Genomic DNA, 25,131 nt, shown 5'->3' with positions numbered 1-25,131 from the left:
AGACCCCATAGAGCGCACACAAAAACGGCCCCAGCATTGAATATGCAGGGCCGTTTTTATGATGGCGGGAATCATCGCATTTTACGATCTTCATCGCGCAAAACGCCGTCTGGAGCAGCGTCGTTACCGTTCATGTTGCCGTCTAGGGTGTTGTCGTCGCGTGCGCCACGGTTTTCGTTGTTGTCATCGATGAGTTCATCGCGTGTTCTGTCGATACCTTCGCGAGTTTTTTCGATGCCTTCGCGTGTATCCTCAATGACTTCTTCGCCTTCTCTTTCCATGATGCCACGGTCATTGTTGTCGTCAAGACCATCGAGATCTGGACCCATACGCTTGTTGTCGTTTGGCGTATTGTCACGTTCCACATCTTCCATAGGTGTTTCGTTGTTGTTTGGTAGCGCGCCATCGTTCGTGTTACACGCGGTCAGAACGAGTGCGGATGCGAAAACTACGGGCAATGCTTTTCTGATCATAAAAAAATTCCCTCCTTTTTTACAAGCTGTGAACCATACATATCGGTATGTTCATCGATAGCTTGTGCGAAAAGGAGAGAACTATTCGTTTTAATTATTCGTATGACCTGATGTGGTTTCTAATACGTTTTGAACGTATATAGCTTCCGCTTTACAACCATAATCATAATGTGTGTCAAGATTTTGTTGTAAAATTTCAATTTGCGCGATCTGCTCTTCGGTCGGTGGATCGTTGAGAATGCGGATTAATACTTCTTCCACGCGCTCTGCTAATTGTTTATGGAACTCAGGATCTACTTTGACGTCGTCAGGAATCTTGTCGTACCAAAGTGCTTTAGTCGTAATGTATTCACGCCAGTTCGCGTAAAACTGTTCGATGTTGTATTCTTCTGCTGACCAGCCGATTTCACTCATATACTGTTCAAAAGATTGGGAAATGGAACGAGTGATGCTGCTCTTTATATTTGGAGAAAGCTTCTTTAACATGCTGTAGTATACCCTCCCACTGTATGCCAAACTGGCATTCCAATGATTATTATCTCGATTTTTTGTACGGTCTAATGATGTTATTGCTCTTGGACGGGTCCGAGTGCGAAAGTAATATCTGCTTCACATGCTACTTCGCCTTCAACGGTTGCGATGGCTTTTCCTTTGCCAATTGTTCCACGCAAGCGGACAATTTCTACTTCTAGACGAAGTGTGTCGCCCGGTGTGACTTGACGCTTGAAACGGCAGTTGTCGATACCTGCAAAAAATGCTAAGCGGCCTTTGTTTTCTTCTTTTTTCAGTAAAGCGACTGCGCCGACTTGAGCGAGTGCTTCTACGATTAAGACACCTGGCATAACTGGATAGCCAGGGAAGTGGCCATTGAAGAAGTCTTCATTAATTGAAACATTTTTTAACCCGACTGCGCGCTTGCCTTCTTCGAGTTCTTCGATGCGATCGACGAGCAAGAATGGATAGCGATGCGGGATGATTTCTTGTATTTGTTGAGCGTTCAGCATGAAATTTGTCTCCTTTATTCCAGAGTATCTGAAGAAATCAGATGTTTCTGTACTTATTTACCGTTCATGATATCAAAAATATGTTGCCATGTCTCTTTTTTGAAGACATCGCCTGCTGAGCCGTCGCCGATTATGCTGAAACCAACCATTGTTCCTGCTATAGCGGCTAAGACGAGTACTACGAGTAGCAAGAGTAATCGTAGCCAAATCGGAATTAAGCGCACTTGGACCCAGCGCATTTCACTTACGGGTTTTGAAGCTTTTTTGGAACGCTCTTTGCGTGTCCATTTCGACTTCATTGTTGCTCGGGAAGTCGCGTCGGTTTCTTCAGGCTCGGTTTCTACCAAAAGCGTCTCTTCTGAAGCGTCAGGAGCTGTTTCTAGCTCTTCTGTATCCGTTATCGGCTCAATGTCTGCCGGAACTTCCTCGTCTGTTGTAAGAGGCTCTGATAGCGTAACGGCCACTTCGTCCATGTTAGTCGGATCTGTTTCCGTAAGCTCGATCGGATCTTCCATTTCCGGTGTTTTCAATGGTTCGAATGGTTGCACGGGTGATAGTGGTTCTGTTATTTTTTTGAAGTTTTTATTTTTATCTGTCATAGTAAGTACTCCTATTGCACGCGTTAGCGAATGCCGTTAATTAAGCCCATCATCTGGTCCGCCATAGTTACGGAACGCGCATTGAATTGATAGGCACGTTGCGTCGAAATCATATCCGCCATTTCTTTTTCATACTCCACGTTGGATGTTTCGAGCGCTTGGTTTTGCAAGCCAATCTGATCTCGTCCAGCACCCGTCATTTCGGTTAATAAATCATTGGCCGTCAATCCGAGTGCGGCTAGGTCTGTAGGCAATCCAAAGCTGGTTGCCGAAAGTTGAACCATCGAATCCGGCTTTTCTAGAACGGTAACACCGAGATTAAATTCTTGCGTGCCTTGTGGTGTCGTCACTTGCAACACACCGTTCGGACGAATTTGATAATCGGTTGCTTGTCCAGAAAAGACGATTGGACGGCCTGCGCTATCGGCCACTGCGAGTCCTTCTTCATTGACTAGCGCATTGTCGCCATTGGCAGTCGGTGACAAGTAGAAATTACCTTTACGTGAATAGATGATTTCTTCCCCGCCGTCTGTTGGCTGGATTAAATTAAAATGTTGTTTCGGTTCCGTTAGCGCAAAGTCTAGCTGGCGGTCTGTTATTTGTACAGAGCCCACTTTCCAGTTCATCTGCAGGCTGCCAAGGTGTGCGCCCGTGCCCATACGAATGCCGAAGTCTGAACTGCGTTCGGCTTGATCTGCTTTGTCATTATTCATTTGCTGGAATAAAAGTTCTTGGAATGTAGCAGCCGAAGATTTATATCCATGGGTACCAACGTTCGATAAATTGTTGCCGATCAAATCGAGACGTTGTTGCAACTGGTTCATCGTGTTGGTCGCTGTAGTCATCGTGCGAATCATCAAAGGTCACTCCCTTTTCGCATGTTTCTATATGTAGTCATTAATTGACACGTCCTACTTCATTGACCGTTTTTTCCATACTGCGATCATAGGCTTGCAAGACTTTTTGATTGGCTTCAAATGCACGGTAGGCTGTTAGCATATCCGTCATCGAGCGCGCGGCGTCGACGTTAGAATCTTCGAGAAATCCTTGTTGCATCGAGTACGTACCGCCTGTCGGTAACGCATTGCCGTCAATCGTTGTGAAGAGTCCGTTGTCTTGCTTGGACAATGCATCCGCTGCGTCAGAGTAGGCAATACCTAGAGTCGCGACTTCTGTTTCTCCAGCGAAAATCGTACCTGCATCCGTCACGCGAATATCATCACTTGTCAGTTCGATCCGATTGCCGGCATCGTCAAGGACGTATAAACCGGATGGATTGGTCAGATAGCCTTCTGCGTTGACAGCGAAATTACCGTTTCGTGTGTAGAATTGGCTGCCGTTCTCACCTTCTAACGTGAAAAACACGGTTCCTGCAACGCCTGTTTCTTCATTGACTTCCATTGGTCCGTCCAGCAACGCGATATCCGTCTTCTGTTCCGTTTCACGCAACTGTCCCTGTGCGAATAAAGGCAAGGTTTCTTGCATATATACGCCTGTCGATAGCTCGCCTACTTCGGAAAGATTTCTAAAGTTCAAACCTTTTTCCGTTGGGACGCGCGTTGAATCCAAGCGAGACAACAACATGTCTGGGAATGCACGAATCGATGACTGCTCCGCCTTATAGCCTGGCGTATTCGCGTTCGCGATATTATTGGAAAGCATTTCCGTCCGGCGTTGCTGTGCAATCATGCCTGACCCTACTGTATAAAAACCACGAAACATTCATTTCACTCCTTTGCATCATTATGTCGAATAATCATTGTTTTTAGTATACACTACTTGCCGCTTGCATGGCAGTTCAAATTATGCGTGTTGAGTTTTTACCGACCGAATCCATGAGCAATCCAGTTCCTTCTACTATACAAGTAAGTGGATTTTCCGCAATGAACACTGGCACCTGGAGATGTTCGGATAATAACGTATCTATTCCCGGAAGCCATGCGCCGCCTCCGATTAATATGATGCCGCGCTGCGCAATGTCTGCAGCGAGCTCCGGCAATGTTTCTTCTAGTGCATCTCTTGTCGTCTCCACGATTTTACCGATTGGCAGACGCAATGCCTCATGAATCTCTTCCGCCGTCACTTCAATTGTTTTCGGAATACCGGTGGCGAGGTCACTGCCGTGCACATTCATCGCGCCCGGTTTCACTCCACCCATCTGCACAAGACCGATGTCTTTTTTCACTTGTTCTGCCGTTTTTTCACCTATATAAACATTATGTTTTTTTCGTATATGTTGGATAATACATTGATCGAAATGAAGGCCGCCGATATTCGTTTTCTTAAACGATACAATTTCCCCCATCGACAGCACGGATGCATCTGTCGTACCTGCACCCAAATCGACTATCATATTGCCTGAAGGCTTAGAGATGTCAATACCAGCTCCAATCGCCGCCACTTTTGATTCTTCCTCAATGACGACTTGTTTGGCTCCGGCTCCCATCATCACTTGTCGGATCACGCTTTTTTCCACTCGCGTCGTATCTGCTTTACAGCCAATCGTAACGTGCGGCCGAATACGCAAGCTTTTTCCTAGCGCTTTCTCGAGGAAGTGCCTGATCAACACACGGGCCATTTCGAAGTCCGCAATGTTCCCGACTTTCATTGGACGTATGATCTGGATATGTTCTGGTGAACGACCAATCATTTGATAGGCCTCATTACCAAAAGCCACAGGTTCATCCGTACGTTTATCGATCGCAATGACAGCTTGCTCATTAATAACGAGACCGTTGTCTTTCACATATATCAATACATTGGCGGTACCCAAGTCTATTCCAATCTCTTTCGAAAACATCGTGACCCGACCCCTTCCTCATACGCCCTATCTGATTACATTCGTTAGCTGTTCATTATATCATATTTCTACTTTTTTTGACATCGTTCGAGGGAAGGCGTTATAACAAAAAACCGCCAGCAAGTTAGCGGCGGCTAGTGAATTATTTAAAAGCAATCGTAGCGTTAATGGCTTTTTGCCAACCTTTGTAGAGATCTTCACGTACGGATTCTTCCATATTTGGTTCAAAAGGTCGATCGAGGCGCCAGTATTCTGCGATTTCATTGCGATCTTTCCAAAACCCTACCGCAAGCCCCGCAAGATAAGCCGCGCCGAGTGCCGTCGTTTCATTGATCGTCGAACGTTCTACTGGCACGTTGAGCAAGTCTGCTTGGAATTGCATGAGGAAATTATTGTCTACGACTCCCCCGTCCACCCGTAACGTTTTCAATGAAATCCCGGAGTCCGCTTCCATTGCGTCAAGGACGTCTTTCGTTTGATAGGCAAGTGATTCGAGTGTTGCGCGCACGAAATGCTCTTTCGTCGTACCACGCGTCAGGCCGAATACTGCACCTTTGACGTCACTATCCCAGTACGGTGTGCCAAGTCCAACGAATGCCGGTACGACATAGACCCCGTCCGACGATTTGACGCGCTTAGCATAACTTTCGCTTTCAGAGGCTTTACGGAACATTCGCAGTCCGTCACGCAGCCACTGAATGGCGGAACCGGCTACGAAAATACTGCCTTCGAGTGCGTACTCCACTTTCCCATCGATTCCCCACGCGATCGTCGTCAATAAACCGTTATCAGATGTCACCGCTTTTTCTCCAGTATTCATTAACATGAAGCAACCTGTGCCATACGTGTTCTTCACCATACCGCTTTCAAAGCATGCCTGGCCGAATAAAGCCGCCTGCTGATCACCCGCGATACCTGCGATTGGTGCTGCGTGACCGAAAAAGTGCCTGGCGTCGGTATGAGTGTAAATTTCGGACGACTCGCAGACGGTCGGCAACATCGTTTTCGGAACATCTAATATGTTGAGTAGTTCTTCATCCCACTGCAAGTCGTGAATATTGTACATGAGTGTACGCGATGCATTGGAGTAGTCGGTGACATGCGCTTGGCCACCAGACAATTTCCAGATAATCCACGTATCGATCGTACCAAATAGCAAATCACCGTTGTCCGCTTTTTCACGCCCCCCTTCCACGTTGTCCAAAATCCATTTCACTTTCGTTCCCGAGAAATACGAATCGATCAGCAAGCCCGTTTTATTACGGAATACATCATCATGTCCAGCCGCTTTTAACTCCTCACAAATATCGGCCGTCTGGCGAGATTGCCACACAATCGCATGGTAGACCGGGTCGCCAGTATGCTTGTCCCAAACCACGGTCGTTTCACGTTGATTCGTAATACCGATCGCTTCAATTTGCGTGGGTGTAATGTTTTTTTCAGAAATGACCGCGGCAATGACGGATAGAATCGAGCTCCAGATTTCGTCGGCATTGTGCTCCACCCAGCCAGACTTCGGAAAATACTGCGTGAATTCCTGCTGCGCCGTGTGAAAGATGTTGCCCTTCTTATCAAATAGGATTGCACGTGAGCTCGTCGTACCTTGATCGAGCGCAAGGATATACGTTTTCGTCATGATTCATTCCTCCTGTTGGTGGTGGTGTTTGGTTTTTATTATACATGTTTTTTTGGGGTGGGTGGGTGGGTGGGTGGGTGGGTGCATGGGCTGATAGAGCGGTTGTGGGGATGGATTGAGCGGGTAAGTCCGCACATAGAGCGTTTGCGAATCGGCATAGAGCGGATAACCTCGGCGATTGAGCGGAATGGCGCGAGCGATTGAGTGTCGAGAGAGATTCGACATAGAGCTCTCGCGGAGGTGGATTGAGCGGATCTCGGGGATCATTGAGCGGGTGAACCCGCGCATAGAGCGTTCCCGAACCAACATAGATCGGATAGCCCCAACGATTGAGCGGATTGGGCGACGCATTGAGCGTTCCCGGACTTACATTGAGCGGAATGGCGCGAGCAATTGAGTGTCGAGTGAAACGTGACATAGAGCTCTCGCGGAGGTGGATTGAGCGGATCTCACGGATCATTGAGCGGGTGAACCCACACATAGAGCGTTCCCGAACCAACATAGAGCGGATAGCCCCGACGATTGAGCGGATTCGGCGATGCATAGAGCGTTCCCCGACTGGCATTGAGCGTTCCCAGACTTACATTAAGCAGCCCGCCCAAATAGACAAACTACATAACTTCACCCCAAGCAAACAAAAGCTATCCAGATACACTCCTCTGGATAGCTTTTCACCATTTCAAGCTGCTTGTATAAGTACAGTATCTTACTGCTTCATTTTCAGTGTGGCTAGGCATCAGCTTTTTGTGCTTCGGATTCATTTTTCCATTTTTGGCGGGTGGCTTCTCCTCCGCGCAAGTGGCGGATAGATTTGTGATAGGCCAGAATTTCTGCGACTTTCCTTGACAAGCCTGGATCTACATTTGGTAATCGTTCGGTTAAGTCTTTGTGGACCGTGCTTTTGGAGTAGCCGGTCGCAGTGGCTAGCGCGCGCACTGTCAAGTTGGTCTCGATCAGTAGCTTGCCCAGTCGTACGCAGCGTTTTCTAATTTGCTCGTGCACGCCCTCTTCCTTTCTCTATTCACTCCTTTGACTAATGTAGTGTATGCGAACAGGTAGCAACATATGAAAAAAGCCATTCCGGGGGCTGGAATGGCTTGGGTGCTACGTATTAAAATGCTAGGAAATCGTGTGGGTTTACAGACACTCCATCTTGCTGAATTTCAAATTGCAAGTGGACACCTGCTTCGGGGTTCCATTCATTCTGAGTCGTTGTGGCAAGCACTTGTCCTTGTTGGACCGTGTCGCCTTCTTTGACAAGTACGCCTGTTAATGAACCGTAGACTGTTGTTTTACCGTCCGCGTGTTTCAATCTAACTTCCGTTCCTTTGAATGAATCCACGATGACTTCTTCGACTGTTCCACTCATTGCCGCTACGGCTTCGAACGGTTCACCATCCATCGATAGAGAAAGTCCTTTGCTGGTGACATACGTCTGGTTGAATACGAGTAGTGCTTTCTCACGCACTGCTTCGTCTGCTTCTGCATCATAAAATTCTTGTAAGATGGCGACTTGATCTACTTTTGCTTCATCGAATGGATACTTCAGTGTTTCTTTTGATGCGTTTGTTTCTACCGTGCCGTTTTCTTTTGGCTGTTCCACTTTTGCCACTTCAGACGGTACAGAATCTTCCGTCGTCAAGGCGGTGTATCCCCATACCATGCCGATGAATAAAAGCGCTACGCTCGTATAAATGGCAGGCCAGAACCAGCCGTTCTTCGTTTTCTTGTTCTCCTGAGAAGGGGCCTTTGGTTTTTCTTCTCGCATGTTCATCACCTCACTTGCATTCTTTGCAAGTTACGAGGATTTTAAACATCGATCTTCAGGTAAATTTATTTTTTGGATTTTTGTGCCTGTATAATAGTGCGATACAATTTGATCTGCAGTCCATCCTTTTTGTGCGAAAGCTTCCGCGCCATATTGACTCATCCCCACTCCATGGCCATAGCCAACGGTCGTAATATGGACGATTTGATTGTTGACGTCATACGCAATATTAAAGTCGGTGGAAGCCAAATGAAGTTTTTCACGAATTTGGCGGCCGCTCGTTTCATATTGTCCAGACATGATTTTCTGGACACGTCCGGTTTGATTGCGGACGAGCTTTAGTTCACGAAATTGATTGGCATCCCAGTTGAAACCGAGTTTACGATTCCATTCAGTCAATGTCAGTTCTTGCTTGCGCTCTACGGTAGGCGCTACATCCTCTTCACCTGGACTTTCAACGCTTTGTAAATACTCGATCGGATTGCCACTGAAGTTTTGCGCGGCTTCTGTTTTTCCATTAGATGTGGAGAAAAACATGGCCGATATGATTTCTTCCCCGTACACAATAATTTGGCCTTGCGTATCTTCTGCTGCTTTGCGAACTTTCTTTTCATTGTCTTTGAACGACTTGCCCCAGCGCTCCTTACGTTCGGCTTCTGTGCGGTACACTTGCGCAGAGACATCTTTAGCAATCGGCTTGATTCCTTTATCAGTGTTTCTTGCGGCATATGTGCGGGCTGCAATGACTTGAGCTTTTAATGCTTCGGGATGAAATTCGGCAGGCATCTCACCCGCTACCACTCCGACGACGTACTCTTCAAGCGGAATCGGCTCGTCCACACCGATCACCGTGATCATCACATCGCAGTACTTCTCCTCTCGTTGGTCTACCAGTTTAAGCACTGGTGCTTGTCTTACAAGAATGGGAATAAAAAATAATGTGAGAATGATGAATAAAAGCAGTAGTTTTTTGTACATACTAGACTATATGTTGAGGGCAGATCGTGTATTCATCGTAATATATGAAAAAACCATGAACAGTAAACTGTCCATGGTTTCGAGTATTATGCAAATTGAGATTCAGTAACTTCTTGTTCCGATGACACACGCGTTATGTCTGCGCCAAGTGCTTTGAGCTTCTTATCGAAGTCCACATAACCGCGATCTAAGTGAATCAATTCAGTTACACGTGTTACGCCTTCTGCTACGAGTCCGGCTAGGATGAGTGATGCAGCGGCACGCAAGTCTGTGGCTGCGACTTCCGCACCTTGGATTTTTGAAGGTCCTGAAACAATAACAGAACGTCCTTCGATCTTTACATCCGCGTTCATACGGCGGAATTCTTCAACGTGCATAAAACGATTTTCAAATACAGTTTCCGTTAACACACCGATACCGGTAGCTGTTAACATCAATGCCATCATTTGTGATTGCATATCTGTCGGGAAACCTGGATGCGGCATGGTCTTCAAATCGACTGCCTTTAGTGGGTGCTTCGCTGTAACACGAATGCCTTCATCCAATTGCGTGATTTCTACGCCCATTTCCGTCAATTTGGAAATTAGTGCTGTAGAGTGTTCAGGTACTGCGTTGTCGATTGTAACGTCTCCACCCGTGATAGCTGCAGCTACCATGAATGTTCCAGCTTCGATGCGATCCGGAATAATATGGTGAGTCGATGCATACATTGTCGTTACACCTTCGATACGAATATTATCCGTACCTGCACCTACTACTTTACCGCCCATTTCATTGATGAAGTTCGCCAAGTCGACGATTTCAGGTTCTTTCGCAGCGTTCTCGATGATTGTTGTACCTTCAGCGAGAGCAGCAGCCGTCATAATGTTTTCTGTTGCGCCTACACTCGGGAAATCCAAGTAGATTTTCGCGCCTTTTAATCGGCCGTCTACTTTTGCTTCCACGTGGCCGTGTCCAAATGAAATTTCTGCTCCCATTGCTTCGAAGCCTTTCAAGTGTTGGTCAATAGGTCTTGAACCAATTGCACAGCCTCCTGGTAATGCGATACGCGCGAATCCGTTACGCGCCAGTAACGGTCCCATTACTAAAATGGATGCGCGCATTTTGCGTACGTATTCAAATTGTGCTTCGTCTGCTAGTCTTCCACGTGAATCTACGATGACTTCCCCTTTTTCCGGATCATGCGTGATTTTTGCGTTCAAACTTTTAAGCACTTCATTGATCGTCCGTACATCTGAGAGATTTGGAACGTCACGAATCACGTTCACTCCTTCAGATGCTAATAAAGCAGCAGCCAAAATCGGTAATACCGCGTTCTTCGCACCTTCTACACGTACGTTCCCTTGTAAAGTCCGTCCGCCGTTAATAATAATTTTTTCCACCAGTAGCCCCTCCGAGTCCAATTTATCCTTCACTCACACAGCCTATTATCAATAATCGTCTATAAACATTTTCATTGGTGTTGCAATTCATTTGTCAAAGTCAAATTTCACATATAAAACTTATACTATTGTACCTTGTAAAACCTTATGAAACAAGTATCTTCCGGCGCAGTTTTGTGTTATTTCTTGCGTGATGTAGTATATGTGGAGATTTGACACAAAGTGATTGCATTTGACCGTTCATTTATAGCCACACTACTGTTATTACCCGCTAATCTTACATTTTACACGCAATTGAAGATATTTTTATTACATGCATATTACAAAGTTGCTACATGGAATGTCTATTTTGAGATACAATCGGGATTTTCACTCCGAACGCAGGACTCTTGTCCTATAGTCTAGCGTTGATGCCCTCGGTGTCGTCTTCTTCCTCCGTTGAAATCCCACTTATAACTTGTCGTCAGTCAGTTTCATATATTGAAGAAAGTTCATCCTACTATAAGCTGAAAAAGTATTGTTGAAAATCAATGGTGCTTTTGTGATGACACTTCTACTGTTCAACTTATATGTTTTAATTTCTTTCAGCTAGAGTTCTGATTTCCGCTGGTCTTACTGGTAGAGCTTCAGCTGAAGGAAATCAAAACCAGGTTGCCCATCTTCCTGACCAATAGGATATGTCTAAAAAGAATTTTGATACGGTCGAACCTATAGCAATACTTAACAAAATAAACAAAAGTTGTGTTTGGAATACGCGGTTTTTTCGTATGATGTTTTCTGGCAAAATTGCTTGTAGTGCAATGAAGCTGATGCCTATGAAGAAGATGTGCGATACGATCGCGAGTAATGGATTGCTACCTAACATGCTGTCCAAAGTGTCCACTCCTTTTTTTATTTCTTGGATATAGAGAAAATGGGCAGACAGAGGTTGTCTGTCCGCCCATTTCATTTATAGATTAAACACGTTGTTCATACACTTGCATGCGGTTGATTGCGCGTTTTAAATCAAGCTCTGCTAAGTTTTGAGATAGGTCGTCAGATTTTTTCTGAAGATCTTGTTCAGCTTTTTCAGCAGCTTTCTTTGCACGTGCGATATCAATGGACTCAGCCAGTTCCGCACTCTGTGCCAACACAGTGACAACTTCAGGACGGACCTCGATGAAGCCTCCGTGGACTGCGACTGTTTCTGTTTTGCCATCTGTTTTTAGGCGAAGTGCACCAATTTGAAGCGGCGCGACCATCGCGATGTGACCGGGTAGAACCCCGATCTCACCAGCTTCGGTAACTGCAATCACCATGTTCGCATCCATTTCAACAACAGGGCCGTCGGGAGTGACGATATTCACTTTGATTTTACTCATTTTTTTCCCTCCTGGTCCCTTTTCTTAGACTTCTACACCCATAGCTTTAGCTTTTGCGATAACGTCTTCGATACGTCCAACTAAACGGAATGCATCTTCCGGCAAGTGATCATACTTACCTTCTAGAATTTCAGCAAAGCCTTTGATTGTTTCAGGAACTGGAACGTAAGAACCTTTTTGTCCTGTAAACTGCTCAGCAACGTGGAAGTTTTGTGACAAGAAGAACTGAATACGACGAGCGCGGTCAACGATCTGCTTGTCATCTTCATCTAACTCGTCCATACCTAAGATTGCGATGATATCTTGCAATTCACGGTATCGTTGAAGAGTTGTTTGTACTTCACGGGCTACACGGTAGTGTTCCGGTCCAACGATTTCTGCACTCAATGCACGTGAAGAAGAAGCTAGTGGATCCACAGCTGGGTAGATACCCATCTCTGAAAGTTTACGCTCCAAGTTCGTTGTTGCATCTAAGTGAGCGAAAGTTGTTGCCGGAGCTGGATCCGTATAGTCATCCGCTGGTACGTAGATTGCTTGGATCGATGTAACCGATCCTTTATTTGTAGATGTGATTCGCTCTTGTAACTGACCCATTTCAGTTGCCAATGTTGGCTGGTAACCAACCGCAGAAGGCATACGTCCAAGTAGTGCAGAAACTTCAGAACCTGCTTGTGTAAAGCGGAAGATGTTATCGATGAACAATAGAACGTCTTGTCCTTGCTCATCACGGAAATATTCAGCCATAGTCAAGCCAGAAAGTGCTACACGCATACGTGCGCCTGGTGGCTCGTTCATTTGACCGAATACCATTGCCGTTTTCTTGATAACGCCTGAATCAGTCATTTCAAAGTACAAGTCATTTCCTTCACGAGTACGCTCTCCAACACCAGCGAATACGGAAATACCACCGTGTTCTTGTGCGATGTTGTTGATTAATTCCTGAATTAGAACTGTTTTACCAACTCCAGCACCACCGAAGAGTCCGATTTTACCGCCCTTGATGTATGGTGCAAGCAAGTCAACTACTTTAATTCCCGTTTCAAGAATTTCTACCTCTGTAGAAAGGAATTCGAATGTTGGTGCAGAACGGTGAATTGGGTCACGTTGTGAATCAGCAGGAACTGGCTCACGCAGGTCAATTTCCTCACCTAGTACGTTAAATACACGTCCGAGTGTAACGTCGCCGACTGGAACAGAAATAGGTGCGCCTGTATTAATAACTGACGTACCGCGTTTCAAACCATCTGTCGAGGACATCGCAATCGTACGAACAGCATCATCACCAAGGTGAAGTGCTACTTCTAAAGTCAATACTTCAACCACTCCGTTGGAACGATCGATATTAACCTTCAATGCGTTATAGATCGCTGGAAGTTGTCCGTTTTCAAACTTAACGTCGACAACCGGACCCATAACTTGAAGAATATGTCCATTACTCATGCTTTTCCCTCCTGTCTTACTGTTTCAAATCTATTATTCGAGTGCTGCTACGCCGGCTACGATTTCAGTAATTTCCTGAGTGATCGCTGCTTGACGAGCGCGGTTAAATTGTAATGTTAACGAATCGATTAGGTCAGACGCATTGTCTGTCGCCGTCTTCATCGCTGTCATACTGGAAGCATGTTCGCTCGCTTTTCCATCGAGTACCGCTCCATAAATGAGGCTCTCCGTATATTGTGGGAGAAGTGTTTCGAGAATCGCTTCTGCTGAAGGCTCGAACTCATAAGATGATGAAGCTGATACAGATGAAATATCTGTGAGTGGAAGCAATTTACGTTCAGTTGCTTCGTTGGAGATGGCGGAGATGAAGTGGTTGTAATACAAGAACACTTCATCATAAACGCCTTCTGTGAACATGCCAACAGCCCGATTCGCGATATCTTTTACTTCTTCAAAACGAGGGTGATCCGAAAGTCCGATCAGGCTTTCTTCAATCTGGTAACCCAGACGGTCGAAGAATTCATAGCCTTTACGACCGATCGCGATAATGACCACTTCATCTTTCGATTTATGGCGTTGTTCGATTGCACGGGTAACTGCACGGAAAATGTGCGCGTTGTATCCACCAACTAGTCCACGGTCAGAAGTAACTACGATGTACGCAGACTTTTTAACGGGACGTGCAGTTAATAGTGGATGTCCGGAATCTTTCGTTACGGCTGCAATGGCACCAACTACTTCTTCTACTTTATCCATGTAAGGTACGAATTTCTTCGCATTCACTTCGGCACGGTTCAGTTTAGAAGCAGATACCATTTGCATCGCTCTCGTGATTTGACTCGTCTTTTTTGTTGAAGCAATACGGCTTTCTATCTCGCGTAAGGACGCCACTGGCTATTCACCACCTTTATTTTAAGATCCATTTAATAAATCAATCTCGCCTCGGCGTGATTGCGTCTGGATTTTGAATTGCGCTTGCGCAATTAACTCCCAACAAAATCCCTGACATCCGCCGGAGGCCTTATCTGAGAATCAGATAAGATTATGCTTCAGAAGTCACAAAGTTTTTCTTGAATTCGTTGAACGCTGCGCTCATTACGTCATCAGCTGGAAGATCTTTCGTAGTACGAATGTGATCATACACTTCCGTATGGTTAGATTCTAACCAGCTAGTGATTTCACTTTCAAAACGCAATACGTCTTTTACTGGAATATCGTCGAGGTAACCGCGTGTCAGTGCATATAGACTGATTACTTGGTATTCGACTTTCAACGGCTTGTTCAAGTCTTGCTTCAAGATTTCAACTGTGCGGTGTCCGCGGTCAAGTTTCGCTCTTGTAGTAGGGTCTAGATCTGAACCGAATTGTGAGAATGCTTCTAGTTCACGGAATGCTGCCAAGTCCAAACGAAGTGTACCGGCAACTTTCTTCATTGCTTTAATTTGCGCTGAACCACCAACACGGGATACGGAAAGACCGGCGTTGATCGCTGGACGTACACCTGAGAAGAATAGGTCAGACTGCAAGAAGATTTGTCCGTCTGTAATAGAGATTACGTTTGTTGGGATATAAGCAGAGATATCTCCAGCTTGTGTCTCAACGAACGGCAATGCTGTAATAGATCCTGCTCCTAGTTCGTCATTCAACTTTGCAGCACGCTCAAGTAGGCGGCTGTGTAGGTAGAAGACATCCCCTGGATATGCTTCACGGCCCGGAGGACGACGAAGTAGCAAGGACAGTTCACGGTAAGCTGCTGCTTGTTTAGATAGGTCATCATAAACGATTAGCACGTGCTTGCCGTCGAACATGAATTCTTCTGCCATCGAAATACCTGTGTATGGTGCCAAGAAAAGCATTGGCGACGGGCTTGATGCAGAAGCAGTGACTACGATTGTGTAATCGAGTGCACCGTTCTTACGTAGAGTTTCAACAACTCCACGAACAGTAGATTCTTTTTGACCGATTGCAACATAGATACAGATCATGTCTTGGTCAGCTTGGTTTAGGATTGCGTCAATTGCAACAGTAGTTTTACCTGTTTGACGGTCACCGATGATTAATTCACGTTGTCCACGGCCGATAGGAACAAGAGCGTCAATCGCTTTGATTCCTGTTTGCAATGGTTCGTGAACTGATTTACGCGCCATAACCCCTTGTGCAGGGCTTTCGATAGGACGAGTTTTTGTTGTATTGATTGGACCTAGTCCATCAACTGGTTGTCCAAGTGAATTGACTACACGTCCGATCAATTCTTCTCCGACTGGTACTTCCATAATACGGCCTGTACGACGAACTTCATCGCCTTCTTTAATGTCTGTGTATGGCCCAAGGATAACGATACCTACGTTGTTCGCTTCCAAGTTTTGTGCCAGACCCATTACGCCGGTAGAGAACTCAAGAAGTTCCCCCGCCATGACATTGTCGAGGCCATGAGCAAGTGCGATACCGTCACCTACACGGATTACAGTACCTGTTTCACTTACTTCCATTTCAGACTGATAATTTTCGATCTGTTGTTTGATCAGACCGCTAATTTCCTCAGCTTTGATGCCCATGTATGTCACCCCTCTTAATTCAAATTAATTAATTGATTAATTGACGTTCCAGACGTGCCAGTTTTGCACTGACACTACTGTCGTAAATTTGGTTGCCGATCTGAAGGCGAATGCCACCGATCAAGCTTGGATCAATAATGTTTTCGATATGCAATGATTGTTTTCCTACTTTGTGCGCAAAGGCAGTAGAGATAGCTGTACTTTCTTCATCAGAAAGCAAACGTGTAGAGTAGACTTTCGCTTCGGCAACTCCAGAAGCCTCGTTAGCGAGTTCCTGGAAGTCTTCGATTAGACTGCCTATTTCTTCAATACGACCTGCATCAAGCAACACATATAGTGTGTTCAATACAAGTTGGTTTGCTCCATTGAAAAATTGCCCAATCAATTCTTTTTTCTTCTCTGTAGAGAACTTAGGTGAAATTAATAGCTCACCAAACTGCTTGTTTCCAGCAAATACTTTTTTCATTTCTTGTAGATCATTTTGCACGGAAAGTGTTTGTTGCTTTTCCTGTGCTGCTTCAAACAATGCAACGGCATAACGTTTTGCGATTACCGATTGGCTCATCGCCCTTCGCCTGCCTTCACAATCGTTTCTTCGATCAATGCGCGGTTATCTTCCTCAGAAATTTCTTTCCCAAGAACCTTAGACGCAGCCAAGATAGAAAGAGATACGAATTCTTCGCGAACTGCTGCAACGGCTTTCTCTTTTTCAGTAGCGATTTCAAGAGTTGCAGATTCTTTCATACGGTTAGCTTCAGCGCGTGCAGCCATAATCAGCTCTTCACGTTGAGTGTCACCTTGTTTCTTCGCATTCTCTACGATAGATTGTGCGCTTTCGCGTGCTTCTTTTAATAGAGCACGTTGCTCTTCAAGAAGCTTTGCAGATTCTTGACGACTTGCTTCGGCTTGTTCGATCTCAGTAGCGATTAATTGCGCTCGTTGATCCATCACGCCCATTAACGGACCCCATGCAAACTTCTTTAGAAGTACCATGAGAATCGTGAAAAATACTACAGTGACGATAATGTCGCCTAAATTTAGACGTTGGTTTAAACTAGCTAAAAATCCTGCGTCAGCGTTTGCTGATAAGAGGACGAAGGTATCCAACACGATTGTTTCACTCCCTTCAAGAGCTCATGACTCTTTCGTTTCTTACTCTAATTAGAACACTCTATTCATTCAGTACTATCAATTGTTTAGTTGTTGACATAAAGCAATGGCGAAGACCGATACTGCATGCTTCGCCATGTAACGCAATTATTATTTGTTCATTACGATAAACGCAATAACAGTTGCGATGATTGGAAGTGCCTCAACCAATGCAACACCAATGAACATTGTTGTTTGTAGAACGCCACGTGCTTCTGGTTGACGAGCGATCCCTTCAACTGTCTTAGAAACGATTAAACCGTTACCGATACCTGCACCAAGTGCACCTAGACCAACTGCAATAGCTGCTGCTAATAAACCCATACCTGCCATTTTGTATTTCCTCCTAATATTCTTTGTAGTTTTGTTCCCTGATTACAGGGTAAATATATGTTTAGTGATCTGTGCTGACCTTGTGAGCCATATAGACCATCGTTAACATAACGAAGATAAATGCTTGGATCGCCCCGATGAATACCGAGAAACCGAGCCATGCAAGTGCTGGTATAACAGCTCCGGCAAGACCGAAGATGCTTGAAGCACCCAATGTTGCAAGTAAACCAATCAAGATTTCACCTGCGAAAATGTTACCGTAAAGACGAAGACCGAGTGTCAACGTGTTTGCGAATTCCTCAATGATCTTCAATGGTGCCAAGAATGGAATTGGCTGGAAGTATGTTTTCAAATACTTGCCCATTCCGAGTTGTTTCACACCATAGTAATGCGTTAACGCAACAACTGTAGCAGCGAGGGTTAACGTGATAACTGGATCGGCTGTTGGTGATTTCCACCAAAGTTGGTCATCCCATACGATTGCGAATGGAAGTCCAATCATATTTGCAACGAAGACAAACATGATTAAAGTGATGCCTAGTACGTGGAAGCGGCCTCCCGTTTTCCAGTCCATGTTATTTTTGATGATGCCTTTGACAAAGTCCATGACCCACTCCATGAAGTTTTGCATACCCGTAGGTTTCATTTGAAGCCGCCGCGTAGATGCTACTGCAATCAGGAAGACAATCAGACACGTTACAAATAACATCAGTATATTCGATGGGTTAAACCCGATTCCGAATAAAATAAACTGTGGATTTTCATGATTCACGTTTTTGTTCACCTCCCCTTGCTAGTAAAGTGTCATTGCTTCAAATGGAACAGCAGATGACCAGTAAACAGCAATGCATAGGGTATCATTAACCCGATTACCGTGCTGATCAGATCAAACTCCTCCGGCATAACGAGTGCAATGGCCGTAGCCCCTACACCTGATGCAAAACGTAAGCCCATACCTAATGACTTCGCTCGCTTCCCTTCATCGATAGACCGGTCAAACCGTTCCATCCGTCGAACGAGAATCCAAAAGTTATACATACCGAAAAGTGAACCTAAGATGAGCCCAGCGAAGATTGTCCGGTAGTCCAAGAAGAACCAACCGAGCACGAACAATGCAAGCAAAAAAAAGAAACTCTTCTTTTGCTGTTTAAAAATTTCCTGCATACTTTGCATTGTCGATTCTCCCAATTCGTATTTTGGATTACAGCGTCTGAAGTGTTCAGTAATTCCCGACTTGTGTCGAGTTTTGAGTCTTTGTCGTTTTGAGTTTTTTCAACGACATAGATCCCTTGAAAAGGAATCTGGAAATTGTAAGTGAATCGCCTATTCCGTCCACCAGGTGACGTTGCTATGTGCGACGTCGACTAAGAAACAAGATTTGGCGCTTCCGAGTGAAGACTTGAAACCTACGAAACATGATTTCTGTACTCAATTTATGTATGAGTTCCTTATCAATCTTACCCTTTGTTAGCATACAATAGAGGGTTTTTTATGTCAATTGATTCAAGTGATTAATTTCACAATGTGTTGTCTTTGTCAAACATTCGACATATTTGTTTAAGAGCTTTCATCGCAGTCTTTCGGGCTAGATTTGAGCGGGGAATTGTTAGTGTTTTCAGTTTGATTTATTCTGAGCGTCGTTGATTTAATACTTTGAAGGCTGACGGGTTGTTAGGGTTGTGCTTTGCGCTTCGGAGGGGACGCTTTCCCATGGGCCCGCGGTGAGCCAACCAGGTCGCGAGCTCCCTTTTGGTTGTCTCACCTGATCGGCTTGATCCATCGGGAGTCGCCCCTCCTACGCGCCACTCCCTTGCAAACTGAGTGGAGGATACTTTTTGTAGTTTACTGAAGTTGAGGTTGTAAATAGCTTAGCAGTTATACTTAAGTAAGTTTAATAACCATGATTTACACTCTACTATTAGTAAGTGATCTACATCCATCCACTATAAAAGTAGGATTGTAACGGAAGATAAGGGCGACTCTGTGAGGTTCAGCGAAAGCCGTAGCGTTAGGAGCATGGTTACATTTGAGTAAGCCACACCCTCCAGAAAGCGTTCCCCATCTGGAGCGGAAATCCCGAACCACAAGCCCCCTCCCCTCTCTTAACCACTTTATTTGCAAACAGAAAAAAACAGCAGATGAATATTCTCTGCTGTTTTGGTTCTTATAGTGAATGTAAATATTTGAGTAGGGATTCTACTATTCGCGCTGATGCGTGGCCGTCGCCGTAAGGGTTGTGGGCTTTGGACATTTTTTCATACTCCGCATCGTCCGATAGGAGTGCGTCGGATAGTTGGAAGATGTTTTCTTCTTCCGTTCCCGCTAAACGCAATGTTCCTGCATCGATACCTTCTGGGCGTTCAGTTGTATCCCGTAGAACAATGACAGGTTTTCCAAGAGATGGTGCTTCTTCTTGGATGCCGCCCGAGTCTGTGAGGATGATGTGCGCACGCGCTGCGAAGTTATGGAAGTCCAACACTTCTAGCGGCTCGATCAAGTGAATACGATCGTTGTCGCCTAGTAGTTCATCCGCCACTTCACGTACAGCCGGATTCATGTGTACCGGATAGATCACTTGGATATCATCGTGTTTGTCGAGCAAGCGATTGATTGCACGGAACATATTGCGCATTGGCTCGCCGAGGTTTTCACGTCGGTGTGCAGTCAATAGCACTAAACGGTCGTCTCCAAGCGTATCAAATATCGGGTGATGATAATCTGGATCTACCGTCGTTTGCAATGCGTCGATTGCCGTGTTGCCTGTGACGTAGATACGATCCTTGTTTTTACCTTCGTCGATCAGATTTTGCGCTGATCTTTCAGTTGGTGAGAAATGAAGATCGGCAATAACCCCAGTCAGTTGGCGGTTCATCTCTTCAGGGTACGGTGAATATTTATTCCACGTACGCAACCCTGCTTCAACGTGACCTACTGAAATTTGATTATAGAATGCCGCCAGACTACCGATGAACGTCGTCGATGTATCACCGTGGACGAGCACGATATCCGGTTGCGCTTCTTTCATTATTTTATCCAAACCTTCAAGGCCGCGCGTCGCTACATCAATTAGCGTCTGACGGTCTTTCATGATATTTAAATCATAGTCTGGTGTGATTTTAAATGTTTCCAGCACCTGGTCAAGCATTTGACGATGCTGGGCAGTGACGGTAACGATTGATTCGATTTCGTCTGGATGCTTTTCAAGCTCAAGAACGAGAGGCGCCATTTTAATAGCTTCCGGTCTCGTGCCGAAAATCGTCATCACTTTCCATTTCTTAGTCAATGAATGATCCCTCCATTATTTCGTGCCGAATAAACGGTCACCCGCGTCACCTAATCCAGGGACGATATAGCCATGTTCATCCAATCTTTCGTCTAGCGCCGCGATATACACGTCCACGTCCGGATGTGCTTTCGTCAGAACTTCGACGCCTTCAGGAGCAGCAACTAGGCACATAAACTTGATGTTCACCGCGCCACGCTTTTTCATTGAATTGATCGCTTCGACTGCAGTTCCACCCGTCGCAAGCATCGGATCCACTACAATGAATTCGCGCTCAGCCACGTCAGAAGGCAACTTTACAAAGTATTCAACAGGCTTTAGCGTTTCTGGGTCGCGGAATAATCCAACATGTCCTACTTTTGCAGCTGGAATTAAATCGATGATACCGTCTACCATGCCAATGCCTGCACGTAGGATCGGAACAATCCCTAATTTTTTCCCTGCCAAAATACGTGATTTTGCTTCGCAGACTGGTGTCTGGATCGTAATTTCTTGTGTAGGAAGATCACGTGTAATTTCGAATGCCATAAGTGTGGCCAATTCGTTCACAAGCTCGCGAAATTCTTTCGTTCCTGTATCGACCTTTCGTATAAACGTCAATTTGTGCTGAATTAATGGATGATCAAATACATGTACTTTTCCCATTGGTATCGCTCCTTTTCGGAATATCTTGTACATTATAACAGAAATCAAGCGCGAGGCGCAGTGAACTTGTGTGATTTGTCATAATGAAAATATCGTGTGAAGGACATTCACTTCTGTGAATAATCTTACTTCTTTGGTATTCGCTCTATGGGTTTGCTGGAACGCTCTATGTGTTGGTGGATCCGCTCTATGTTTACGCTCGAACGCTCTATGGGTTGGTGGATCCGCTCTATCTGTTTGCTGGAACGCTCTATGGGTTGGTGGCTCCGCTCTATGTTTACGCTCGAACGCTCTATAGGCTGGTGGATCCGCTCTATGTTTACGCTCGAACGCTCTATGGGCTGGTGGATCCGCCCTATGTTTACGCTCGAACACTCTATGGGCTGGTGGATCCGCTATGTTTACGCTCGAACGCTCTATCAGCCGGCGGATACGCTCTATCTGTTTGCCGGAACGCTCTATAGGCCGGCGGATACGCTCTATATACTAATCCATCCGCTCAATCACCACGCACAACCGCCCTATAACACCCAATATCCGCTCTTAAACACCCACCACATAGAAAAACGCCCGACACAAGGTCAGGCGCTAGTTTTCTTACTTATATAGAGGATGCTGATCTGTTAGAGCTGTAACGTCTTTGCGTGCTGCTTCTTTTGCTGTTGGGTCTTCGTGGTTTTTCAACAATGTTGCGATGATACGGCCCACTTCCACCATATCTTTTTCTACGAAACCACGTGTTGTAACAGCCGGTGTACCGATGCGGATACCAGACGTGATGAATGGTCCTTCTGTATCGAATGGTACTGTGTTTTTATTTACAGTGATACCGATTTCGTCCAGTACGTGCTCTGCTACTTTACCTGTTAGCTCAAGTGACTTCAGCTTCACAAGTACGATGTGGTTGTCTGTCCCGCCAGAAACGACGTCGATACCTTCTGATTGTAGTTTTTCAGCCAATGCTACAGCGTTTTTCTTCACTTGTTGTGCATATGCTTTGAATGAAGGATCCAGTACTTCTTTGAATGCTACCGCTTTTGCAGCGATTACGTGCATCAACGGACCACCTTGAACGCCTGGGAATACTGTTTTGTCGATTTTCTTGCCGAATTCTTCAGCCGTTTCTTCATTCAATAGAATGATACCGCCACGTGGTCCACGCAATGTTTTATGTGTTGTGGATGTCACGAAGTGTGCGTGTGGAACTGGGTTTTGATGTTCGCCTACTGCGACTAGACCTGCGATGTGTGCCATATCTACCATCAAGTATGCGCCAACTTCATCCGCAATTTCACGGAATTTCGCGAAGTCGATTGCACGTGGGTATGCACTTGCACCCGCAACGATCATTTTCGGCTTGTGCTCAAGCGCTTTTTGACGAACGTCTTCATAGTCGATCACTTCTTCTTCTTTTGTCACACCGTAATCCACGAAATTATAAAGCTTTCCAGAGAAGTTAACTGGTGAACCGTGTGTTAAGTGACCGCCATGAGAAAGGTTCATCCCAAGGACTGTGTCGCCAGGCTCAAGTGCTGTGAAGTAAACAGCCATGTTTGCTTGTGCACCGGAGTGTGGCTGTACGTTTGCATATGCTGCACCGAAGATTTCTTTTACGCGATCGCGTGCGATGTTTTCAACTACGTCTACGTGCTCACATCCACCATAGTAACGCTTGCCTGGATATCCTTCAGCGTATTTATTCGTCAAGTAAGATCCTTGTGCTTCCATTACCGCTTCTGTTACGAAGTTTTCAGATGCAATTAATTCGATGTTCGAGTTTTGACGATTCTTTTCAGCCATGATTGCTTCATAAATTGCCGCATCTTCGCGTTGTACATTGCTTAAGTCCATTGGATTGTATCCCCTTTTTTCTGATAGTTTTATATTTTCTTGTATTGTACACGGTTTACTCGTATTTCGCACGACTTCCGCCAATTAATTTTGGACGAGTTGTCGCAAGTGTGATGACAGCTTCACCGATTTTATTAATAGATGTACGGATTGGTACTACAACCGGCTTCATTTGCATGCCAATTAAAGTTTGTCCGATGTCGATACCGGCATTTGCCTGTACCGCTTCCACTACGACAGGATCGCTGAATTGTTTGTACGCATAGGTAGACATCGAGCCACCCGCCTTAAAAACAGGCACGACGGATACAGGTTCCAAATGAAATTGCTGTGCCGTCTTACGTTCCAATGTGACCGCACGGTTAATGTGCTCGCAGCCTTGGAAAGCTAAATGTACATGATATTTATCCGCAAACGCTTGAAGCGGTGCGAATAATGCTTCTCCTATTTCAAGTGCGCCGTTCGTGCCGATCCGTGCACCTGCTACTTCAGAAGTAGAACAACCGACGACGAAAATCGTTTCTTCGGCAGGTGGTGCTTGTTCGGCAAATTCGGTCAATGCTTGTTCTAGTTGCAGTTTCCATAATTGAATGGCATCCACTTGTTCCACCTGCTTCCTTTAGTTCTTTTCAAGTTCCATCATTTTATTTATACGACGCTCGTGACGGCCGCCTTCAAATTCGGTTTCAAGCCAAGCGCTAACGATTTCTCGTGCTAGTCCTGGTCCAATCACGCGTTCCCCCATTGCTAAAATGTTGGAGTCGTTATGTCCGCGTGTTGCTTTTGCGCTGAATACATCATGAACGAGCGCGCAACGGATGCCTTTGATTTTATTGGCTGAAATGGACATGCCGATTCCTGTGCCGCAAATCAAGATTCCGCGGTCTACTTTCCCCGCTACGACGTCATTTGCTACTGGTACTGCATAATCTGGATAGTCGACGGAAGTGTCGGCATCCGGTCCGTAGTCGATAAATTCTATGTCGAGTTCGGTTAATAGATTGGTGATCTCTTTTCGGAGGTTATTGCCTCCGTGGTCTGAAGAAATTGCAACTTTCACTGCGCACCCTCATTTCTATTTTTACTTATCGCTTATTCTATCATTGTTCGATAAAAAAATCATCGGTTTTACTGTACTATTTTTGAATTTTTCATTTTGAAACGTTGAAGTTTTGTCATAAAGACGAATGTTATATGAATAGAATGAATGTATTGTACGTGTTTGAGGTCTATGAAGTCGTGTTAGGGGCGAGATTGCCCTTTTCCGAAGTGGGGACGTCACCCGACTGAGAAACGCGGTTGGCGGGTGAGACTATGCGGCTGCGGGTCTTTGTGACATTTTGTTGGGACGTTGCTCGACTGGTTGTTGGAAACTGAAATTAATGAGTGTTCACTTTCTGGACTCGCGCAGGCACGTGGGGGATTGCCTACAGCCAGGAGCCAGCTGGCGGTGGTGCTGCCAGTTGGCTCCTGGCCACGGCCTACCCCGCAGTTGTGCCTGCGCTGCTGAGTGGTATTTACTTTGGTTGTGGTTCTAAGTAGGATAAATTTCGAACCTTACCCAATATGGAAACGCGTTTGGCTAAAAGACTATGCGACTGCAGGTCTTTAACACTTTTGTTGGGGGGCGTTGCTCGACTGTTCGTTGGGTGTTGGAGTTAGTGAGTGTCTGCTTTCTGGACCCGCGCAGGCACGTGGGGGATTGCCTACAGCCAGGAGCCAACTGGCGGTGGTGCTGCCAGTTGGCTCCTGGCCACGGCCTACCCCGCAGTTGTGCCTGCGCTACTAAGTGGTAGTTATTCTGGTTGTGGTTCTAATAGGAAGAAGATCAGGACATCGTGATAGCTAGTATGTATTTCTTGAAAAAGAAGTGTA

28 protein-coding genes are annotated in these 25,131 nt (G+C 45.5%); 1 reads left to right on the top strand and 27 read right to left on the bottom strand.

Translation table 11 applies throughout. The features are described from left to right. Nucleotides 1-71: 71 nt before the first annotated feature. The 24 genes from CSV68_RS05225 to upp all read right to left on the bottom strand — a co-directional run bounded on the left by CSV68_RS05225 (nucleotide 72) and on the right by upp (nucleotide 21,405). Complete coding sequence (locus CSV68_RS05225) at nucleotides 72-458, bottom strand: hypothetical protein (protein ID WP_143560986.1); 387 nt, start codon at nucleotides 456-458, stop codon at nucleotides 72-74. A gap of 105 nt (nucleotides 459-563) precedes the next feature. Beyond that, complete coding sequence (locus tag CSV68_RS05220; protein ID WP_099661589.1) at nucleotides 564-959, bottom strand: hypothetical protein; 396 nt, start codon at nucleotides 957-959, stop codon at nucleotides 564-566. 80 nt (nucleotides 960-1,039) lie between these two features. Next, complete coding sequence (gene fabZ, locus CSV68_RS05215) at nucleotides 1,040-1,477, bottom strand: 3-hydroxyacyl-ACP dehydratase FabZ (protein WP_099661588.1); 438 nt, start codon at nucleotides 1,475-1,477, stop codon at nucleotides 1,040-1,042. Between the two features lie 53 nt (nucleotides 1,478-1,530). After that, the gene (locus CSV68_RS17385) at nucleotides 1,531-2,076 is read right to left on the bottom strand and encodes a DNA-directed RNA polymerase subunit beta (protein WP_233192858.1); all 546 of its coding nucleotides are present in this window, start codon (nucleotides 2,074-2,076) and stop codon (nucleotides 1,531-1,533) included. 23 nt (nucleotides 2,077-2,099) lie between these two features. Then, nucleotides 2,100-2,933 carry a flagellar hook-basal body protein gene (locus CSV68_RS05205; RefSeq protein WP_099635448.1) on the bottom strand — a complete coding sequence of 278 codons (834 nt, stop codon included), beginning with the start codon at nucleotides 2,931-2,933 and terminating at the stop codon, nucleotides 2,100-2,102. A 40-nt stretch (nucleotides 2,934-2,973) separates the two neighbouring features. Further along, nucleotides 2,974-3,798 carry a flagellar hook-basal body protein gene (locus CSV68_RS05200; RefSeq protein WP_099661587.1) on the bottom strand — a complete coding sequence of 275 codons (825 nt, stop codon included), beginning with the start codon at nucleotides 3,796-3,798 and terminating at the stop codon, nucleotides 2,974-2,976. Nucleotides 3,799-3,874: 76 nt separating this feature from the next. Next, entirely contained in the window at nucleotides 3,875-4,876 is a 1,002-nt protein-coding gene (mreB, locus tag CSV68_RS05195; RefSeq protein WP_099635446.1) for a rod shape-determining protein, read from the bottom strand. A gap of 142 nt (nucleotides 4,877-5,018) precedes the next feature. Continuing rightward, the gene (gene glpK / locus CSV68_RS05190; RefSeq protein WP_099661586.1) at nucleotides 5,019-6,512 is read right to left on the bottom strand and encodes a glycerol kinase GlpK; all 1,494 of its coding nucleotides are present in this window, start codon (nucleotides 6,510-6,512) and stop codon (nucleotides 5,019-5,021) included. A gap of 729 nt (nucleotides 6,513-7,241) precedes the next feature. Next, entirely contained in the window at nucleotides 7,242-7,514 is a 273-nt protein-coding gene (locus CSV68_RS05185) for a sporulation transcriptional regulator SpoIIID (protein WP_099635444.1), read from the bottom strand. Between the two features lie 109 nt (nucleotides 7,515-7,623). Then, nucleotides 7,624-8,280, bottom strand: a complete 657-nt coding sequence (locus tag CSV68_RS05180) for a M23 family metallopeptidase (protein WP_199168608.1) — start codon at nucleotides 8,278-8,280, stop codon at nucleotides 7,624-7,626. Between the two features lie 30 nt (nucleotides 8,281-8,310). Further along, the gene (gene spoIID / locus CSV68_RS05175) at nucleotides 8,311-9,138 is read right to left on the bottom strand and encodes a stage II sporulation protein D (RefSeq protein ID WP_233190508.1); all 828 of its coding nucleotides are present in this window, start codon (nucleotides 9,136-9,138) and stop codon (nucleotides 8,311-8,313) included. Between the two features lie 206 nt (nucleotides 9,139-9,344). Then, complete coding sequence (murA, locus tag CSV68_RS05170; protein ID WP_099635442.1) at nucleotides 9,345-10,640, bottom strand: UDP-N-acetylglucosamine 1-carboxyvinyltransferase; 1,296 nt, start codon at nucleotides 10,638-10,640, stop codon at nucleotides 9,345-9,347. A 640-nt stretch (nucleotides 10,641-11,280) separates the two neighbouring features. After that, complete coding sequence (locus CSV68_RS05165; RefSeq protein ID WP_099635452.1) at nucleotides 11,281-11,505, bottom strand: DUF1146 family protein; 225 nt, start codon at nucleotides 11,503-11,505, stop codon at nucleotides 11,281-11,283. 91 nt (nucleotides 11,506-11,596) lie between these two features. Then, nucleotides 11,597-12,001, bottom strand: coding sequence for a F0F1 ATP synthase subunit epsilon (locus CSV68_RS05160; protein WP_099661585.1), 405 nt, complete (start codon nucleotides 11,999-12,001; stop codon nucleotides 11,597-11,599). A 24-nt stretch (nucleotides 12,002-12,025) separates the two neighbouring features. Then, nucleotides 12,026-13,441 (bottom strand): F0F1 ATP synthase subunit beta, encoded by a 1,416-nt coding sequence (gene atpD / locus CSV68_RS05155; RefSeq protein ID WP_099635440.1) that lies wholly within the window; start codon nucleotides 13,439-13,441, stop codon nucleotides 12,026-12,028. 33 nt (nucleotides 13,442-13,474) lie between these two features. Next, on the bottom strand, nucleotides 13,475-14,332 hold the full coding sequence (gene atpG, locus CSV68_RS05150; protein WP_099635439.1) for an ATP synthase F1 subunit gamma: 858 nt from the start codon (nucleotides 14,330-14,332) through the stop codon (nucleotides 13,475-13,477). Nucleotides 14,333-14,483: 151 nt separating this feature from the next. After that, nucleotides 14,484-15,995 (bottom strand): F0F1 ATP synthase subunit alpha, encoded by a 1,512-nt coding sequence (gene atpA, locus CSV68_RS05145; protein ID WP_099635438.1) that lies wholly within the window; start codon nucleotides 15,993-15,995, stop codon nucleotides 14,484-14,486. 28 nt (nucleotides 15,996-16,023) lie between these two features. Then, nucleotides 16,024-16,560: a F0F1 ATP synthase subunit delta gene (locus CSV68_RS05140; RefSeq protein ID WP_099661584.1), complete on the bottom strand. Its 537-nt coding sequence runs from the start codon at nucleotides 16,558-16,560 to the stop codon at nucleotides 16,024-16,026. After that, nucleotides 16,557-17,108: a F0F1 ATP synthase subunit B gene (gene atpF, locus CSV68_RS05135; protein ID WP_369802736.1), complete on the bottom strand. Its 552-nt coding sequence runs from the start codon at nucleotides 17,106-17,108 to the stop codon at nucleotides 16,557-16,559. The genes CSV68_RS05140 and atpF overlap by 4 nt, the downstream gene beginning before the upstream one ends. Before the next feature lie 147 nt (nucleotides 17,109-17,255). Then, nucleotides 17,256-17,468, bottom strand: coding sequence for a F0F1 ATP synthase subunit C (atpE, locus tag CSV68_RS05130; protein WP_029053447.1), 213 nt, complete (start codon nucleotides 17,466-17,468; stop codon nucleotides 17,256-17,258). Between the two features lie 70 nt (nucleotides 17,469-17,538). Further along, nucleotides 17,539-18,249, bottom strand: a complete 711-nt coding sequence (gene atpB, locus CSV68_RS05125) for a F0F1 ATP synthase subunit A (protein ID WP_029053448.1) — start codon at nucleotides 18,247-18,249, stop codon at nucleotides 17,539-17,541. A gap of 32 nt (nucleotides 18,250-18,281) precedes the next feature. Beyond that, nucleotides 18,282-18,650 carry an ATP synthase subunit I gene (locus tag CSV68_RS05120; protein ID WP_099627792.1) on the bottom strand — a complete coding sequence of 123 codons (369 nt, stop codon included), beginning with the start codon at nucleotides 18,648-18,650 and terminating at the stop codon, nucleotides 18,282-18,284. Nucleotides 18,651-19,641: 991 nt separating this feature from the next. Then, nucleotides 19,642-20,760 carry a non-hydrolyzing UDP-N-acetylglucosamine 2-epimerase gene (wecB, locus tag CSV68_RS05115; RefSeq protein ID WP_099635436.1) on the bottom strand — a complete coding sequence of 373 codons (1,119 nt, stop codon included), beginning with the start codon at nucleotides 20,758-20,760 and terminating at the stop codon, nucleotides 19,642-19,644. Between the two features lie 15 nt (nucleotides 20,761-20,775). Beyond that, nucleotides 20,776-21,405 carry a uracil phosphoribosyltransferase gene (gene upp / locus CSV68_RS05110; protein ID WP_099635435.1) on the bottom strand — a complete coding sequence of 210 codons (630 nt, stop codon included), beginning with the start codon at nucleotides 21,403-21,405 and terminating at the stop codon, nucleotides 20,776-20,778. 189 nt (nucleotides 21,406-21,594) lie between these two features. On the opposite strand from upp, the gene CSV68_RS05105 reads away from it, so the two are divergent. Further along, nucleotides 21,595-22,014, top strand: coding sequence for a hypothetical protein (locus CSV68_RS05105; RefSeq protein ID WP_099661583.1), 420 nt, complete (start codon nucleotides 21,595-21,597; stop codon nucleotides 22,012-22,014). Here the strand turns inward: CSV68_RS05105 and glyA are convergent. Genes glyA through rpiB form a run of 3 tightly spaced genes read right to left on the bottom strand, consistent with a single transcriptional unit; the run spans nucleotide 22,003 to nucleotide 24,316 of the window. Beyond that, nucleotides 22,003-23,256, bottom strand: coding sequence for a serine hydroxymethyltransferase (gene glyA / locus CSV68_RS05100; RefSeq protein ID WP_099635434.1), 1,254 nt, complete (start codon nucleotides 23,254-23,256; stop codon nucleotides 22,003-22,005). The two genes, CSV68_RS05105 and glyA, sit on opposite strands and share 12 nt — an antisense overlap. 55 nt (nucleotides 23,257-23,311) lie before the next feature. Beyond that, on the bottom strand, nucleotides 23,312-23,857 hold the full coding sequence (locus CSV68_RS05095) for a TIGR01440 family protein (RefSeq protein WP_199168606.1): 546 nt from the start codon (nucleotides 23,855-23,857) through the stop codon (nucleotides 23,312-23,314). Nucleotides 23,858-23,875: 18 nt separating this feature from the next. Continuing rightward, entirely contained in the window at nucleotides 23,876-24,316 is a 441-nt protein-coding gene (gene rpiB / locus CSV68_RS05090) for a ribose 5-phosphate isomerase B (protein WP_099635432.1), read from the bottom strand. Between the last annotated feature and the right edge of the window lie 815 nt (nucleotides 24,317-25,131).

Source organism: Sporosarcina sp. P29 (assembly GCF_002743265.1).
Taxonomy (GTDB): domain Bacteria; phylum Bacillota; class Bacilli; order Bacillales_A; family Planococcaceae; genus Sporosarcina.
The sequence above is the reverse complement of the archived record's forward strand: the minus strand, read 5'-3'. Positions and strand labels throughout refer to the sequence as shown.